The organism is Mesorhizobium sp. M1088, assembly GCF_040318575.1.
Classification (GTDB): Bacteria; Pseudomonadota; Alphaproteobacteria; order Rhizobiales; family Rhizobiaceae; genus Mesorhizobium.
In genome coordinates this window covers 110213-126447 of record NZ_JAMYMO010000002.1, presented here as the reverse complement: position 1 = coordinate 126447, position 16235 = coordinate 110213, and the positions used below count along the sequence as shown (strand labels likewise).

Genomic DNA, 16235 nt, shown 5'->3' with positions numbered 1-16235 from the left:
AGACGGGCCTATGGAGGAAAAATTGCTGACCAAGACACAGACGATAGACGGCGCTGCGATCAAGAAGGCGATTGAGGGCCGTGATGGAAAATTGCTGGCGAGCTTCTATGCCGACGACGCATTGGTGCGGGTGATCGACCGCAACAACCCGCCGAGCAAGCCGCGCGAAATCCGCGGGCGCGCTGCGATCACCACGTTCTGGGACGACATCTGCAGCCGGGCGATGACCCACAAGGTCGACACCACCATCGCCGACGGCAACAATCTCGCCTTCACCCAGGCCTGCTCCTATCCGGACGGGACCAAGGTATTCTGCGCGGCGATGCTGGAGCTGAAGAACGGCCAGATCGCACGGCAGACGGTCGTGCAGGCCTGGGACGAATAAGGAGGCGGCGATGTTCAGTGCCAGATGGCAGATCGACGCAAAATTCGGCCACAAGCAGACCGTGCTCGAACTGTTAAAGAATGAGAACGCGAGATCGGCTCGCAGGTCGGTCTCGACGATCTCAAGTTCCAGATCATGACCGGATCGAACGGCGCGCGGGAAGCGACGGTCGGGTCACATCACCAGGTCGAAAGCCTCGCCAGTTGGAGGCGTTCTTCGCCAGGATCGGCAAGATCGCCGCGCACGCCAAATGGGGCAAGGAGATGGAGCCCTATGTCGTGTCGGGCACCAGCCTGTGGAACATCTACCGCATCGTGGAATAGCAGTCCGGCCATTTCCCTTCTCCCCGTCACTTACGGGGAGAAGGTGGCGGCAGCCGGATGAGGGGCAGCGCCCACATCTACAATTACGGAGAGCAACCCCTACTCGCTCTCGCCGTCCACCGCCGGCACCGACACGCCGGCAAGCTCGGCCGCGAGCAGCCGCGACGCACCGGCGCGTGCGATCCGCAGCATCAGCGCCTTGCGCGTCGCAGCCGCCATGCGGTGCTCGGGCGCATCGCGCAAAATCTCGGCACCATAGCCGTCGGAGAGGATGAAGCCGCATTCCTCTGGAAAAATTTCCTGGGGCACGCCGGGATGCGTGGCGAAAAAGAAGCGGTCGGAATGCAGCCGGTAGTCCGGCCATTTGCGGTCGACCCTGAAATCCTCGATCGAGGATTTGATCTCGATGATCCAGATGTCGCCCTGGCGCGTCAGCGCGACGAGGTCGGCGCGGCGGCCGGTGGCCAGCGACAGTTCGGGCAAGACATGCGCGCCCATATCCCTGAGCAGCCGCTGCACGCCGCGCCTGACCAGCATGGCGCGCTCCGACTGGCGGCCATCGATGAGCGGATTGAGGGGTAGAGGTGAAATGATCGGCATGGCCGCACCATGGCAGATTTTGTTCACGGTTTGAACCGGTTTTTGCGGGGCGATTACGCACTTTACAAACACGGCGCTGTGCCTGATACCTTGAATCCACAGTAGGAATCCGGGTTATGAGTGTCCTTTTCGAGCCACACTTCCACAACGAAGAAGCTGCTTTCGAACGGCTGGAGACGGGCAAGAAGGCCCGTTAGGCAATGGCTGAGTCACAATGAGCGTCGTGAGCGGTGTGGTGCTTTGTACGTCTTCTGCTGAAGAGCTATCGAGCCCGAACGGCCTGCCCATTCTCTTCGAGAGCATACAGGAATGGCTGGCAGAGCGCGCCCCCTTCCAACAACTTAACAGCGTCGAGGATAGCTTTGGTGGCAGCAAGCACCCGCAAATGTTTGTAGCCGGTGGTGGCTTCAACCATTTCCCTGAAGACGATTTTGCGGCGCACGTGATGTTGTTACCTTGGCAAAACCCAGAAAACGTTGTGCTGGTGATCAAGCCCGAAGAAGGGCCTACCCGCGTCTTCAGGCCTTCCTGTTTGTAAAGTACATAATTTGCCTTTTTGAGAAACGATAAAGGCCCACCCTACCCCAAGGCGGGCCGCTCGCGTTAGCAATGCAATTCCTACGGGTGAGGGGAGCTATGTTTTCGCGAGGCGTCGCCGTTGATCTAATATTCACCGCTGCAGGACCGATAGTGGTCGCAGCCTAATCAAAGAGGTGGCGAAGCATGGTTACTGAGAATGCAAGTTTGACGGCCGAGCAGACCAGGCTCAACAGGATGCTCGTGCGGGGCGTCGTATTTTCCGTCATTTGGCTCGCCGGTTTCGGGTCTTCTTATGCACTCTACCAGGGGCTTCTGGCGCGACGGATGATAAAAATGAATCCCGTGCTTCGGGGAAAAGGCCGCGCCTGGTGGTGCATCATTGTGGGAGGGCTTGGGGCCGCAGCCTTATGTGCGATAGTTGGCGCCGGCATTTTCAACGCCATGACACAACCCTAGGTCACGCTGTAACACCGCCTGCCGATCTGGTGTTGGGTCATATTGATTTGTAGGTCCCGTCAATGAGTGCTTCCGGCGTCATCCTCCCATCATTGGCCGTCATTTCCCGCCCGCAAGTTTAAAGCTTGCTGATTCATATCAGAATGCTCCTGTCCCGTCGCCGGGCCGCACCAGATATGGCAACTCAGATTTGCCATTGTCATCGACCCAGCCCTCAGCTAACCGGCATCATGCCCTCCAGAGCAATAATTCTCGTCTTTGCGCAGCGTTCGCGGATGGCTTTGAGACGGCCGTATTCTGGAGAGTCGTACCATGCCAGGAGGGAGGCCATGTCGGGGAATTCGACAATGACGAGGCGATGAGGTTCCCAATCGCCCTCCAGAACTTTGGTGGCTCCGCCGCGAGCGATGTACCTTCCCCCGTAGCGGGCTTCGGTTGCCGGCACGTCCCGGCGGTATTCCTCGAAAACGGCGGCGTCGGTTACGTCTACATCAGCAATGAGATATGCGGCCATTGACCTTACTCCCCTTGGGAAAAGGCAATTGAAACAGGTCTATTAGCGGCCCCGCAACTAAGCCAGCGGTACTACGCCTCGGAAACGACTCGCGTTCTCCCGGATTGGGGCGCTTAACTGTCTTGGTGGGGGCAGCTCTGGGAGGAGACGAACCATGCCGATGTATCTCACGCGATTCAGCTACAGGCCCGAAACCTGGGCGCGCTTGATGGATAATCCCGAGGACAGACGCGAGGCTGCCCGTTCCTACATCGAGTCGGTCGGCGGAAAGCTGCACGGGTTCTGGTATGCCTTCGGGGAGTACGATGGCTGGAACCTGTGGGAGGCGCCGGACAACGTGTCGATGGCATCCGTCATGCTCGCCATCGGTGCGGGAGGCGCGCTCAGCTCATACGAAACCACCGTCCTGTTAAGTGTCGAAGAGACGATGGACGCGCTTGGGAGGGCGAAGTCGATCCGCTATCGCCCGCCAGGATCGTGACCGCCGTCCGCGCTTTGCGGAGTGTCGAAGGCTGGGGAACGCTTGCTCTCGAACGGCGCACGTTGCAGCTTGCGTTTTCAATGTCTGCCACGGATTTTAGGAGGAGCATTAGATGACGGAAGATGACGACCGGAAATCGGCGACGCCGGAGGAAATCCGCTCGGCCATCAGAGGCTGGGCGGTGCTTGGGGCAATTATCGTTGCCGTGTTTGGTGCGGCCTACGTCATGATCGATAGTTGAATGGCCGACGATCCTGGTCGCCCCGATGGATTGCCTGAAAAGATCGGCACGGTCCTTGGTGCATTGGTGGTGATCGGCACGTTCGGGCTTCTGGCTTGGACCGTGCTTCGCGGCGTCCTTTATTAAACCCGGCCCGTCTGGACTTTCCCCTGCGGCGGCCGCGTCTCAGGCCGATCTCCTCGTAGCAACGGATGGTCTTGGCCGCAGGCCAGAGCGCCGGGCAGCGTCGCCGACTTCATGGGTGATTTCTTCGTCTCCTGGTCCTTGTTCCTGGCCCCATTGATTTTGCAACATAATCCTGCGGGGGCTGTTGCCGAAATGCCATAGTCGCGGGTTTACCAGCACGCAAGTCCAAGGATATAGGCATCGCCCGCTTGGCAAGCAAAGCAAATGCCAGCATGAATGAAGATGAAAAAAGCGGCCGACTCGAGCCGCTGTTGTTTGGGCAGGCATCGGACCTTTTCATGCGCATGAAGTCACTTGCAATCGTCGCGGCCCTGGCGCTGTCGACGGCTGTCGCCGGTTGCAGCACCATCGGCTCGCAGATCTTCACCAACAACTACGGCGCGGTGACCGACGCCGGCTATCACCTGCCGCGCGTTCCGATCGAAAAGGTGCCGTTCAAATACCGCCGGCAGATCGTCGACTACGACACCAGGGAAAAGCCGGGCACCATTATCGTCGACACGCAGAACAAGTTCCTCTATTTCGTCATGGGCGACGGCGAAGCGATGCGCTACGGCATCGGCGTCGGCCGTGAGGGTTTCGAATGGCACGGCACCGCCCATATCGCGCTGAAGCGCGAATGGCCGACCTGGACACCGCCTTCGCAGATGATCAAGCGCCAGCCGGAGCTGGCCAAGTTTGCCGGTGGCATGGAGCCGGGGTTGAAGAACCCGCTCGGCGCCCGCGCTATGTACCTGTTCAACAAGGGCGGCGACATGGGTTATCGCCTGCATGGCAGCCCGGAATGGAATTCGATCGGCAAGGCGATGTCGTCGGGCTGCATCCGGCTGATGAACCAGGACATTATCGACCTCTACGACCGCACCTCGGTCGGCGCCAAGGTCATTGTGATATAAAACCCTTATACGCGGACCGTCTAGGCAACAACACAGACGTCGCAAACAGAAAACCGGGCACTTTGGCCCGGTTTTTTGTTGTCTATCGACGTTGACGATGGAACGGTGCGTCAGGAGACCTGTTCGACGTGCTGCACTTCCGGCACAAAGTGCCGGAGCAGGTTCTGGATGCCGTGCTTCAGCGTCGCCGTCGACGACGGGCAGCCGGCGCAGGCGCCCTTCATGTGCAGGAACACGGTGCCGTTCTCGAAGCCGCGGAAGGTGATGTCGCCGCCGTCCTGGGCCACCGCCGGGCGCACCCGCGTGTCGAGCAGCTCCTTGATGGTGACGACCAGCTCCTCGTCGGCCTTGTCGTAGAATTCGCCGGTCTGGCTGGTCTCGGCGGCGGGGCCGGCCTTGGCCATCACCGGGGCGCCGGACATGAAATGCTCCATGATGGCGCCGAGGATAGCCGGCTTCAGATGCTGCCAGTCGGGGCCGTCCTTGGTCACGGTGATGAAATCATAGCCGAAGAAGACGCCGGTGACGCCGGGGATTTCGAACAGCCGGCCGGCGAGCGGCGAAGCCGTCGCGGCGCTATCGGCATCGCGGAAATCGGCGGTGCCTTCTTGCAGCACTTCCTTGCCAGGCAGGAATTTCAGCGTCGCCGGGTTTGGCGTCGACTCGGTCTGGATGAACATGGCCGTCTCCGTGCCCGTTTGGGGCAGCTAGTTTGGAATAATTCTAATTAGGCTTTATCCGCCCGACATTCAAGCGAAAGGCATCGCGGGGAACGGCTGGCTGGCGGAATGTTTTGCTAGCGCCCTGAAACGCTTGGAGATGTGTTGAGATTCAGGTCAGGCCGAGCCGAAAATGGTGGGTTCCGAGAACCGGAGCGGAGCGTACTTTCGGTACGTGAGCACCGGAAGCGCAGGAAGCCGCCAATTGCAGGCCGGCCTCACCTGAATATCAGCGCATCTCAGGCGAGGCTGTCGATCTCTTCGTCCGACAGATTCTGCGGCACCACCGTGACGGGAATCGGAAAGGCGGCGCCCTTGCCGGCGACCGCGCCGACCAGCGGCCCTGGGCCTTCCTTGCCGGCGCCTGCCGCCAGCACCAGAATGGCGATGTCCTGGTCTTCCTCGATCAGCTTGTGGATCTCTTCGGTAGGCTTGCCCTCGCGGACCACCAGTTCCGGCTCGATGCCGAGCTTCTGGCGCACCTTGTTGGCGTAGCTGTCCAGTGCGGCACGCGCCGTGGCGGTCGCCTCCTCGCGCATGATCTTCTCGACGCCCAGCCAGTGCTGGAAATCATCCGGCTCGATGACATAGAGCAGCACCAGCACGCCGCCCGTGCTTTGCGCCCGCTTCGAGGCGTAGGCGACGGCGCGCTCGCATTCGGGCGTATCGTCGATGATCGCCAGGAACTTGCGGCGATGACCGGCTTCGCGGCTGAGGCGTTTGGAGACCATATTCACCCTGTTCGATGGTTTCGGCCGCAATCTGCCACCGCCACAGCCCGCCCGCAAGCGACCGGCGGCTGTGGCAATGCTGGTGCAGCTTAAAGCGCGATGCGTTCGACCAGCGACGCGCTTCAGGTTCCTGTTTTATGCATGTCGTTATCGCAAAACCGCTGCACACTTTTGCGCGACATGCATTAGCCTTGCAGCAGGCCGATAATGTCGCGCACGGTCTTCATGGTCGCTTCGGCCAATGTGCCGGCACGCTCGCCGCCATCGCGCAGCACCGCGTCGACATAGGCGCGGTCGCCGGAGATGCGGCGCATCTCGCCGGCGATCGGCGCCAGCTTTTCCACCGCAAGGTCGGCCAGCGCCGGCTTGAACACCGAAAACTGCTGGCCGCCATATTCCTTCAGCACCGCCTCTTTCGAGATTTCGGCGAGGCCGGCATAGATGCCGACGAGGTTTTCCGCTTCCGGCCGGCCGGCAAGCCCGTCCAGTTCGCCGGGCAAAGCCTCCGGGTCGGTCTTGGCCTTGCGGATCTTCTTCGAGATGGCGTCGGCATCGTCGGTCAGGTTGATGCGCGACAGGTCCGACGGATCGGATTTCGACATCTTCTTCGAACCGTCGCGCAGCGACATGATGCGCGCTGCCGGGCCGCCGATGACCGGCTCGGTCAGCGGGAAATAGCCGTTCACCGTCTCTTCGCCGACCTCCATTTCGACGCCGACGCCAAGCGCTGCGATGCGGTCCGAAAAGTCGTTGTTGAATTTCTGCGCGATGTCGCGGGTCAGCTCCAGATGCTGCTTCTGGTCGTCGCCGACCGGCACGTGGGTGGCGCGGTAGACGAGGATGTCGGCGGCCATCAGGGAGGGATAGGCGAGCAGGCCGAGCGAGGCGTTCTCGCGGTCCTTGCCGGCCTTGTCCTTGAACTGCGTCATGCGGTTCATCCAACCGATGCGCGCCACGCAGTTGAAGATCCAGGCAAGCTCGGCGTGCTGCATCACCCGCGACTGGTTGAAGACGATGTGTTTTTTCGGGTCGATGCCCGAGGCGAGAAACGCCGCGGTGATCGAACGCGTCTGGTCCTGAAGATCCTCATAGACGAGCTGTGCGGTCAGCGAATGCAGATCGACGACGCAATAGATACAGTCGGAGGTGTCCTGCAGGGCGACGAATTTCTTGATGGCGCCGAGATAATTGCCGAGATGCAGATTGCCGGTTGGCTGGACGCCGGAAAAAACGAGCGGTTTGAAGGGGGGCTGATCGGTCATGGTGTTTCCCTGGCTTGTGGAGGGCCGTTTCGCGCGCGGCGAAAGTCTTGCGACGGCGCGCTTATGGACGAGAGCGAGGAGACGATCAAGAGGGGCGTTGGCCAGGGCGCGCAGGCTTTGACGTCGGCCGAACAGAAGGCTGTTTGAGGGATGGCGCCGACCAGAAACAAAAACCCGCCTCGGTGGGCGGGTCGTTGGAGCCAATTAGCACCATACCGAAATTAATAACATAGCTGCCGGCACAAAGCAAGAACAAAATTGGCGCTGATGAATTTCCCCCTCACGGATCCGGAGATTGCTCCGTGACCGGCTGGGAGCCCTTGCGCCCGATATTGCGGCGGATCATGCCGAAATCGGCGCCGCCGGTGGCGAAGGCGGTGACGAAGTAAAGCAGCGCTCCGCCGGCGACGAGCGCAAGCAGGGTTACCGCCTTGATCACCAGCGGCGAGCCGGAGCCGAGACTTGCGGCGAACCAGTGTTCGGCAAAATAGAGCGCCGCGGCCATCACCGCCGCCGACAGCACCAGCCGCGGGATGCGTTTCATGAGCGGCACGTCGCGGCCCCAATGGCCGCGCCGGATCAGCACGGCGAGCAGCATCGCCGCATTGACCCAGCCTGCGACAGCGGAGGCAACGGCAATGCCGGGCGCGCCCATGGTCGGAAACAGCGTCAGCGCCGTCGTAATGTTAACCGCCACCGAGATGGCGGCAAAAATCATTGGCGTGCGCGTGTCCTCGCGGGCGAAATAGCCTGGGGTGAACGCCTTGATCAGCACGAAGGCCGGCAGGCCGAGGCCGAAGATCGCCAGGATTGCCGCGACCGTCGGCGTCGAATTGTTGGCGGCAAAGGCGCCGCGCTCATAGACCAGCCGCACGATCGGCTCGGACATGACCAGCAGCGCGGCCGCCGCCGGCAAGGTCATGAAAAGGGTAAACTCGACCGAGCGGTTCTGCAGATTGGCGGCCTCGACCAGATTGCCTGATTTCAGCGCCCGCGACAGTTCCGGCAACAGCACGATGGCGACGGCGACGCCGACGACGCCCAGCGGCAGCTGGTAGACGCGGTCGGCATAGGCCAGCGACGACACCGCGCTGTCCTGCGCCGACGCGATCGCCGTGCCGATCAGCTGGTTGATCTGGGTGATGCCGCCGGTGATCGCCGCCGGCAGTGCCAGGATCAGCAGCCGCTTGACGTTCGGCGTCATCTTCGGCCGCCGGAAGCCGATCGAAATGCCGGCATGGCGCACCGCCGCCCAGACGATCGCCAGCTGCACCAGGCCGGCCGCCAGCACGCCCCAGGCCAGGCCGAAACCAACGGTGCGGGCGTCCGAACCCTTGTACCAGGCATAGGCAAGCACGGCGATAAGGATGACGTTGAGGAACACCGGCGCCACCGCGGCGGCGAAATAGCGGCGCAGCGAATTCAGCATGCCGGCCATCATGGCGCCGAGCGACATGCAGATCAGGTAGGGGAACATGACGGTCGCCAGCGCCACCGTCGTCTCGAATTTTCCCGGCGTGTCGGCAAAGCCCGGCGCCACCAGGTAGCGCACGATCAGCGGCATCGCCAGTTCCATGGCGATGGTCAGCGCCAGAAGCGCCGTGAACAAGACGCCGAACACCTCTTCGGAAAAGCGCTTGGCGCCGTCGGTGCCGTGTGTCTCGATCTCCTTGGCGAATAGCGGTACGAAGGCGGCATTGAAGGCGCCTTCGGCGAACAGCCGACGAAAGGTGTTGGGAAACTGGAAGGCGGCGTTGAAGGCGTCGGCGATCGGCCCGGTGCCGAGTGCGGCAGCCATCAGCATCTCGCGGCCGAAACCGAGGGCGCGGCTCATCAGCGTGCCGGAAGCGACCGTGGCGAATTTCTTGACAAGGCTCATGCGCTTGAAGACTGCCTGTGCGATTGGGGCAAATGGAAGGTAACCGTCACTCGGCGGCCGTTTTGGTCTTGCCGCGCTCGGACGCCGTGCCCTCGAGCACCGCGATCAGCCTGTTGCGGATGGTCGCCGTACGCGACGGGCTGTCGATCTTCTGGCCGGTGAGATCGGTGACGTAGAACGTGTCGATGACTTTTTCGCCGAAGGTGGTGATGTGGGCCGAGGCGATGTCGAGCGACAGGTCCGACAACATGCCGGTGATCTCCGACAGAAGGCCCGGCCTGTCCAGCCCCTCGACCTCGATCACCGAGAAACGGTTCGACAGCGTGTTGCGGATCTCGGCGCGTGGCGGAATACGGAAAACCTTGGCGCCGCGCCGCGGCTTGGTGCGCTTCTCGATCATTTCGGGCAGCCAGCTCTTGCCCGACAGCACGTCCTCGATCAGCCGGCCGACGCGCTCGGCACGGCGGCGCTCGTCCTCGTCGCGGTCGAACTCCCTCGAGATCAGGATGGTGTCGAGCGCGCGGCCGTCCGAGGTGGTGAAGATCTGCGCGTCGACGATGTTGCCGCCGGCCGCGGCACAGGCGCCGGCAATCACCGAGAGCAGGCGCGGATGGTCCTGCGCCAGCACGGTGATCTCGGTCACCGCCTCGAACTGGTGGGTTTTGACCATGGTGGCGAGCTTCTTGCCGGCGTGATCGGCCTCGCGGATGAATTCGGCATGGCGGAGCTGGTCGGGAAGATCGACCGCCAGCAGATAGTTCTCGTAGTGCTGGCCGACATAACGCTTGCGGGCCTTTTCCGGCCAGTCGGCAAGCGCCTCGGCCAGTTGTTCGCGCGCCGCCGCCGTCCGTTTGGCGCGCGACACCTCCGAAAACCCGCCGGTCAACAAAAGCTCGGTCTCGTAGTAGAGCGTACGCAGCAACTGGCCCTTCCAGCCGTTCCAGACCCCAGGCCCGACGCCGCGGATATCGCAGACGGTAAGCACAAGCAGCATCTTCAGCCGTTCGACCGACTGCACGATGGCGGCAAAATCCTCGATCGTCTTGCGGTCGTTGAGATCGCGGGTCTGCGCCGTCATCGACATGACGAGGTGGTTCTCGACCAGCCAGGCAACCGTTTCGGTGTCGGCCGGCGACAGCCCCATATGCGGGCAGATGCGCCGGGCGATCCTGGCGCCGGCTTGCGAATGGTCCTCCGGCCTGCCCTTGGCGATGTCGTGCAGCAGCACGGCGACATAGAGCGCCTCGCGGCTCTTCTTCAGCCCCGGCATCAGCGAGTGGGCGAGTGGATGGACCTTTTCGCCGTCGCCGCGCTCGATCTCGGCCAGCACGCCGATGCAGCGGATCAAATGCTCGTCCACGGTGTAGTGGTGGTACATCGAGAACTGCATCATGGCGACGATCTTGCCGAAGTCCGGGATCAGCTTGGCAAGCAGTCCGGCCTCGTTCATGCGCCGCAGATTGAGCTCGGCGTTGCGGTCCGAGGTCAACACATCGAGGAACAGCCGATTGGCCTCCTCGTCGCGCCTGAGCGCCTTGCCGACGAGGCCGAGAGAGCGGGTCAAAAGCTTCAGCGCATCGGGGTGGAATTCCAGGCCATGCTTGTCGGCAAACCAGAACAGCCTGAGCAGGTTAACCGGATCGCGCTCGAACACCTCGTCGTCGGCAATGTTGATGCGGTGGTTGTCGACGATGAAATCGGCCGTGCCGGCGAGCTTGCGCTTGCGCCGCGAAAAGGTGAGAAAGATGCGGTTGAAGCCCGGCACATGCTTGGCCTGCTCTTCTTCCAGCGCGGCGCAGAAAATGCGGGTCAGGTCGCCGACATCCTTGGCGACGAGGAAGTAGTGCTTCATGAATCGCTCGACCGCCGACAGGCCGGGATGGGTGGTGTAGCCCAGCCGCTCGGCAATATCGCGCTGGATATCGAAATGCAGCCGCTCCTCGGCCTTGCCGGTGAGGAAATGCATGTGGCAGCGCACCGCCCATAGAAAATCCTCGGCCTTCTGGAATTCCCTGTATTCGGCGTCGGTGAAGACGCCCTTGTCGACCAGTTCCTCGCCGGTGCGCACGCGGTAGAAATATTTGGCGATCCAGAACAGCGTCTGCAGGTCGCGCAGGCCGCCCTTGCCGTCCTTGACGTTAGGTTCGACCAGGTAACGGCTCTCGCCGGCCTTGGCGTGGCGCTCGTCGCGTTCGGCGAGCTTGGCCTGGACATATTCGGGGCCGGTGGTGCGCACCACCTCGTGGTCGAAGCGCTGCAAAAGCTCGTCATAGAGCTTTTGCTCGCCCCACAGGAAGCGCGCCTCCAGGATCGAGGTGCGGATGGTGATGTCGGTGCGCGACAGCCTGAGGCACTCGTCGATGTTGCGCGTGGCGTGGCCGACCTTCAGCCCGAGGTCCCACAGCATGTAGAGCATGTATTCGACGATCTGCTCGCCCCAGGGCGTCTGCTTGTAGGGCAGCAGGAACAGCAGATCGATGTCGGACCCGGGCGCCAGCGTGCCGCGGCCATAGCCGCCGACGGCGACGACCGCCATGCGCTCGGCCGAAGACGGGTTTTTGACGCGATAGACATGGGTGGCGGCGAAATCGTAGAGCGCGCGGATGATCTCATCCATCAGATGCGACAGCCGGGCGGCGCAGGCGGTGCCGCTGCCATCGTCCATCAGCATGCGTTCGGCGACCGTGCGGCCGTCGGCGAGCCGGCTTTTGAGAAGCTTGAGGACGCCGCTGCGCGCGGCCTTGCCGGAGCCGTCGCCTGCCGTGGCCGCGGTCAGTTCGGTCATCTCGCGGCGCAAGGCTTCGCCGTCGATCAGTTCCTCGAGCTTCAGGGATATTCTTGCCATAGATGCCGTTCGGCCTCGCCGTTTCGGCGGCGTCTATAGCGCGTTTTCGCGGCGCTGGGTATGGGGCGGACGGACGCGTTCTCCGCAGCCGCCGACAGGAGGATCATCTCGCGCCCGCGGCCGGTTCGGTTAGCGCCTGGCCACGAAAAATCGAAATCGGCCCTTGACCTTCCAGTTACTGGAAGCACTACCTCCGCCGCAACATCGAAATACAGGGGCTTTCGGCATGACGCATTCCGATCACCATCATCACGCCCATGGCAGCTGCTGCTCGGCAAAAGGCGCCCCCTCTGCTGCGGACGCCGTCATCCGCGATCCGGTCTGCGGCATGACCGTCGATCCGGCTGCCGGCAAGCCGACGGCCGAGCATGACGGCCGTCGCTATCATTTCTGCAGCGAGAGCTGCCGCGCGAAATTCGTCGCCGAGCCGGAAAAATACCTGACCGCTACCGATCCCGTCTGCGGCATGAGCGTCGATCGCGCCACGGCCAAGCACTTTTTGCGGCACGAGGGCCGGGGCTTCTATTTCTGCTCGGCCGCTTGCCAGGCGAAGTTCGAGGCCGAGCCGGCAAAATATCTCGGCGACAGGCCGGCGCCGCAGCCGATGCCCAAGGGCACGCAATACACCTGCCCGATGCATCCGGAAATCATCCGCGACAAGCCCGGCTCCTGCCCGATCTGCGGCATGGCGCTGGAACCGATGGGCGTGCCGACCGGCGACGAGGGGCCTAACCCGGAACTGGTCGACTTCACCAGGCGCTTTTGGGTGAGCGCGGTGCTGTCCGTGCCGTTGCTGCTCATCGCCATGGCGCCGATGCTCGGCCTGACGTTTCAGGCCTTCATCGACGACCGCGCGAAGGTCTGGCTGGAGCTGGCGCTGGCCAGCCCGGTGGTGCTGTGGGCGGCATTCCCGTTCTTCCACCGCGGCTGGGATTCGATCCTCAACCGCAGCCCCAATATGTGGACGCTGATTTCGCTCGGCGTCGGTGCCGCCTACCTCTACAGCGTCATCGCCACGCTGTTTCCAGGCCTCTTTCCGCACCAGTTCCGCGGCCATGACGGCACCGTACCGGTCTATTTCGAGGCGGCGGCGGTAATCGTCGCGCTGGTGTTCCTCGGCCAGGTGCTGGAATTGCGTGCCCGCGAGAAAACCGGTTCGGCGATCCGTGCGCTGCTCGACCTGGCGCCGAAGACGGCGCGGCTGATCGGCGCGGACGGTTCCGAAGACGACGTGCCGCTCGAAACCGTCAAGGCCGGCGACCGCTTGCGCATCCGCCCAGGCGACGCCGTGCCGGTCGACGGCATTGTGCTCGAAGGGCGCTCCTCCATCGACGAATCGATGATCACAGGCGAGCCGCTGCCGGTCGAAAAGACCGACGGCGACAACCTCACCGGCGGTACGCTCAACAAGAACGGCTCGCTGATCATGCGCGCCGACAAAGTCGGCGCCGAGACGACGCTGGCGCGCATCGTCGAGCTGGTCGCCAAGGCGCAGCGTTCACGCGCGCCGATCCAGGGGTTGGCCGACCGCGTCTCGTTCTACTTCGTCCCGGCCGTCGTTCTGGTTGCGATCATTGCGTTCGTCGCCTGGGCGATCGTCGGACCGGAACCCAGCCTGGTCTTTGCCATCGTCTCGGCGGTCTCGGTGCTGATCATCGCCTGTCCCTGTGCGCTCGGCCTTGCCACGCCAATGTCGATCATGACCGCCACCGGGCGCGGCGCGCATGCCGGCGTGCTGATCAAGGAAGCGGCGGCGCTCGAACGCTTCGCCTCGGTCGATACGCTGATCGTCGACAAGACGGGAACGCTGACCGAAGGCCGGCCGCGACTGACCGATGTCGTTGCCGTCGAAGGCATGGCGCAGGACGAGCTGCTGTCGCTCGCCGCCGGTCTCGAAAAAGGCTCGGAGCATCCGCTGGCCGAGGCGATCGTCGAAGGCGCCCGCGAACGCGGCGTGAAGGTCCCCGACTCCGGCGGTTTCGAGGCCGTCACCGGCAAGGGCGTTTCCGGCACGGTTTCGGGGCAGAAGGTGGCGCTCGGCAATGCCGCGATGATGGCCGATCTCGGCATCGACACGGCGTCGGTCCTGGCCAGCGCCGAGGCGCTGCAGGCCGACGGCAAGACCGCGATGTTCGTCGCTGTCGCAGGCAAGCTCGCCGGCCTCGTCGCCGTTGCCGACCCGATCAAGGCGACCACCGCCGAGGCGATCAAGGCGCTGCATGACAGCGGGCTGAGGATCGTCATGGCGACCGGCGACAACGAGCGCACCGCCAAGGCCATCGCAGCCAAGCTCGGCATCGACGCGGTGCGTGCTGGGCTTTTGCCCGAGCAGAAGGGTGCGCTGGTCGAGGAATTGCGTGCAAACGGCGCCGGCGTCGCCATGGCCGGCGACGGGGTCAACGATGCGCCAGCACTGGCCGCTGCCGATGTCGGCATCGCTATGGGCACCGGCGCCGATGTTGCGGTCGAAAGTGCGGGAATTACGCTGGTCAAGGGCGATCTCAACGGCATCGTCAGGGCGAGGACGCTGGCCCGCGCGACGATCCGCAACATCCGCCAGAACCTGTTTTTCGCTTTCCTCTACAATGTGCTTGGCGTGCCGGTTGCTGCCGGCGTGCTTTATCCGCTCACCGGCACGCTGCTGTCGCCGATGATTGCGGCGGCGGCGATGAGCCTGTCTTCGGTTTCGGTCATCGCCAACGCATTGCGGCTCAGGACGTTGAAACTCTGATTAAAACTTCCAGATAGACCCTGTTCAAAAAAGGAGACGATGAATGACCCTGGCCAAGAAGATCGTGCTGCTGATGATGGCGGCGGGAATGCTGCTTGCCGTTTTCCTCGAAAGCGTTCCGGCACAAGCCGAGGAGATGAAGCACGACATGGGCGCAATGGGCGCGCAGAGCCCCTCGACCGAGGGCTATAAGGCGGCGATGGACAAGATGCATACCGACATGATGGCAATCGAATATTCCGGCAATGCCGACGTCGATTTCGCTCGCGGCATGATCCCGCATCACCAGGCGGCCATCGACATGGCCAAGGTTGAGCTCGCCAATGGCAAGGATCCGGAAATCCGCAAGCTGGCCGAAGCAGTGATCGCCGCGCAGCAAGCCGAGATCAAGCAGATGCAGGACTGGCTCGCCGCCCATCCGGTGAAGTAGGCGTCACGCTGTCGGGAAATCCGGGCGAGAGGCCTCACCTGGATTCTGCTTCACCTGGATTTGCCTTGGCGACTGTGGTGCTATCCGGGCCTCGGACTGGAGCATGCCATGCCATCGACGATAAGAACGACCACCCTGCCCTGCGGCGAAGCCGTGCCGGTGCTCGGCCAGGGCACCTGGAAGATGGGCGAGGACGGTCGCCGCCGCGGCGATGAGGCCAATGCCCTGAAGCTCGGGCTGGATCTCGGCATGACGCTGATCGACACCGCCGAAATGTATGCCAGCGGCGGCGCCGAGGAGGTGGTGGCGGAGGCCACCGCCGGTCGCCGCGACGAGGTTTTCCTGGTCTCCAAGGTGCTGCCGTCCAATGCCTCGCGCGCCGGCGTGAAACGGGCATGCGAGAACAGCCTGAGGCATCTCGCCACCGACCGCATCGATCTCTATCTCTTGCATTGGCCGGGCAGCGTGCCTTTGATGGAAACGGTAGAGGCGTTCGAAGCGTTGAAGGCGGCCGGCAAGATCCGCCATTGGGGCGTCAGCAATTTCGATACCGACGAGATGGAAGAGCTGGTTCGGTTGCCGGCCGGCGGCAACGTCCAGACCAACCAGGTGCTCTACAATCTGTCGCAGCGCGGCGTCGAGTTCGACCTCGCCCCGTGGAGCCGGCAACGCGGCATGCCGCTGATGGCCTATTCGCCGGTCGATCAGGGGGTATTGGCACGCAACGCCAGGTTAGATGCCATCGCCGCCCGCCACGGTGCGACGCCGGCGCAGATCGCGCTTACCTGGGTGATGGCGCAGGAGGGCGTGATTGCCATTCCGAAGGCCAGCCGCCCGGAGCATATCCGGCAGAATGTCGCGGCGTTGGAGATCGAGCTCACGAGCGAAGATTTCGCCGAAATTGACCGCGCCTTCCCACCACCGAGGCGGAAGTCCGGCTTGGCGATGATTTGAGGGGTGGGGCGGAAGGCAAGCCAAAGCAGCGTTCCGTCACACCCCCTCTGTCCTGCCGGACA

Annotated in this window: 16 protein-coding genes; 9 read left to right on the top strand and 7 right to left on the bottom strand. The window is 63.0% G+C overall.

Going from position 1 to position 16235, the window contains the following annotated elements; all coding sequences use genetic code 11:
• The first annotated feature begins 22 nt into the window (after window positions 1-22).
• Window positions 23-385 (top strand): nuclear transport factor 2 family protein, encoded by a 363-nt coding sequence (locus tag NKH49_RS03365; protein ID WP_352448516.1) that lies wholly within the window; start codon window positions 23-25, stop codon window positions 383-385.
• A 422-nt stretch (window positions 386-807) separates the two neighbouring features.
• Here the strand turns inward: NKH49_RS03365 and NKH49_RS03360 are convergent, their stop codons facing one another.
• A complete protein-coding gene (locus NKH49_RS03360; RefSeq protein WP_352540450.1) occupies window positions 808-1308 on the bottom strand; it encodes an MmcB family DNA repair protein in 501 nt (166 codons plus the stop codon).
• A 214-nt stretch (window positions 1309-1522) separates the two neighbouring features.
• Here NKH49_RS03360 and NKH49_RS03355 point away from each other — a divergent pair, with 214 nt between their 5' ends.
• Window positions 1523-1846 carry a hypothetical protein gene (locus NKH49_RS03355; protein WP_352613830.1) on the top strand — a complete coding sequence of 108 codons (324 nt, stop codon included), beginning with the start codon at window positions 1523-1525 and terminating at the stop codon, window positions 1844-1846.
• Window positions 1847-2518: 672 nt separating this feature from the next.
• Here the strand turns inward: NKH49_RS03355 and NKH49_RS03350 are convergent.
• Window positions 2519-2818 carry a DUF1330 domain-containing protein gene (locus NKH49_RS03350; protein ID WP_352613829.1) on the bottom strand — a complete coding sequence of 100 codons (300 nt, stop codon included), beginning with the start codon at window positions 2816-2818 and terminating at the stop codon, window positions 2519-2521.
• 154 nt (window positions 2819-2972) lie between these two features.
• Between NKH49_RS03350 and NKH49_RS03345 the strand changes: the two genes are divergently transcribed.
• The 4 genes from NKH49_RS03345 to NKH49_RS03330 all read left to right on the top strand — a co-directional run bounded on the left by NKH49_RS03345 (window position 2973) and on the right by NKH49_RS03330 (window position 4622).
• Window positions 2973-3299, top strand: coding sequence for a GYD domain-containing protein (locus NKH49_RS03345; protein ID WP_352613828.1), 327 nt, complete (start codon window positions 2973-2975; stop codon window positions 3297-3299).
• A gap of 112 nt (window positions 3300-3411) precedes the next feature.
• Window positions 3412-3540 (top strand): hypothetical protein, encoded by a 129-nt coding sequence (locus tag NKH49_RS03340; RefSeq protein WP_302893588.1) that lies wholly within the window; start codon window positions 3412-3414, stop codon window positions 3538-3540.
• Window positions 3541-3666 carry a hypothetical protein gene (locus NKH49_RS03335; protein WP_352467528.1) on the top strand — a complete coding sequence of 42 codons (126 nt, stop codon included), beginning with the start codon at window positions 3541-3543 and terminating at the stop codon, window positions 3664-3666. It begins immediately after the preceding gene.
• Window positions 3667-4004: 338 nt separating this feature from the next.
• Entirely contained in the window at window positions 4005-4622 is a 618-nt protein-coding gene (locus NKH49_RS03330; RefSeq protein ID WP_352448678.1) for a L,D-transpeptidase, read from the top strand.
• 110 nt (window positions 4623-4732) lie between these two features.
• Here the strand turns inward: NKH49_RS03330 and NKH49_RS03325 are convergent, their stop codons facing one another.
• The 5 genes from NKH49_RS03325 to NKH49_RS03305 form a co-directional block, all read right to left on the bottom strand.
• Window positions 4733-5302, bottom strand: coding sequence for a NifU family protein (locus NKH49_RS03325; protein WP_023676386.1), 570 nt, complete (start codon window positions 5300-5302; stop codon window positions 4733-4735).
• 278 nt (window positions 5303-5580) lie between these two features.
• Window positions 5581-6072: a universal stress protein gene (locus NKH49_RS03320; protein WP_023717912.1), complete on the bottom strand. Its 492-nt coding sequence runs from the start codon at window positions 6070-6072 to the stop codon at window positions 5581-5583.
• Window positions 6073-6257: 185 nt separating this feature from the next.
• Window positions 6258-7334, bottom strand: a complete 1077-nt coding sequence (gene trpS, locus NKH49_RS03315) for a tryptophan--tRNA ligase (protein ID WP_352613827.1) — start codon at window positions 7332-7334, stop codon at window positions 6258-6260.
• Between the two features lie 280 nt (window positions 7335-7614).
• Entirely contained in the window at window positions 7615-9213 is a 1599-nt protein-coding gene (gene murJ, locus NKH49_RS03310; protein WP_352613826.1) for a murein biosynthesis integral membrane protein MurJ, read from the bottom strand.
• Between the two features lie 46 nt (window positions 9214-9259).
• Window positions 9260-12058 (bottom strand): [protein-PII] uridylyltransferase, encoded by a 2799-nt coding sequence (locus tag NKH49_RS03305; RefSeq protein WP_352613825.1) that lies wholly within the window; start codon window positions 12056-12058, stop codon window positions 9260-9262.
• Between the two features lie 226 nt (window positions 12059-12284).
• On the opposite strand from NKH49_RS03305, the gene NKH49_RS03300 reads away from it, so the two are divergent.
• From NKH49_RS03300 to NKH49_RS03290, 3 genes are all read left to right on the top strand, one after another.
• Window positions 12285-14789, top strand: a complete 2505-nt coding sequence (locus NKH49_RS03300; RefSeq protein WP_352613824.1) for a heavy metal translocating P-type ATPase — start codon at window positions 12285-12287, stop codon at window positions 14787-14789.
• Between the two features lie 43 nt (window positions 14790-14832).
• On the top strand, window positions 14833-15219 hold the full coding sequence (gene copM, locus NKH49_RS03295; RefSeq protein ID WP_023676379.1) for a CopM family metallochaperone: 387 nt from the start codon (window positions 14833-14835) through the stop codon (window positions 15217-15219).
• A 108-nt stretch (window positions 15220-15327) separates the two neighbouring features.
• Window positions 15328-16173 carry an aldo/keto reductase gene (locus NKH49_RS03290; RefSeq protein WP_352613823.1) on the top strand — a complete coding sequence of 282 codons (846 nt, stop codon included), beginning with the start codon at window positions 15328-15330 and terminating at the stop codon, window positions 16171-16173.
• Window positions 16174-16235: the final 62 nt, after the last annotated feature.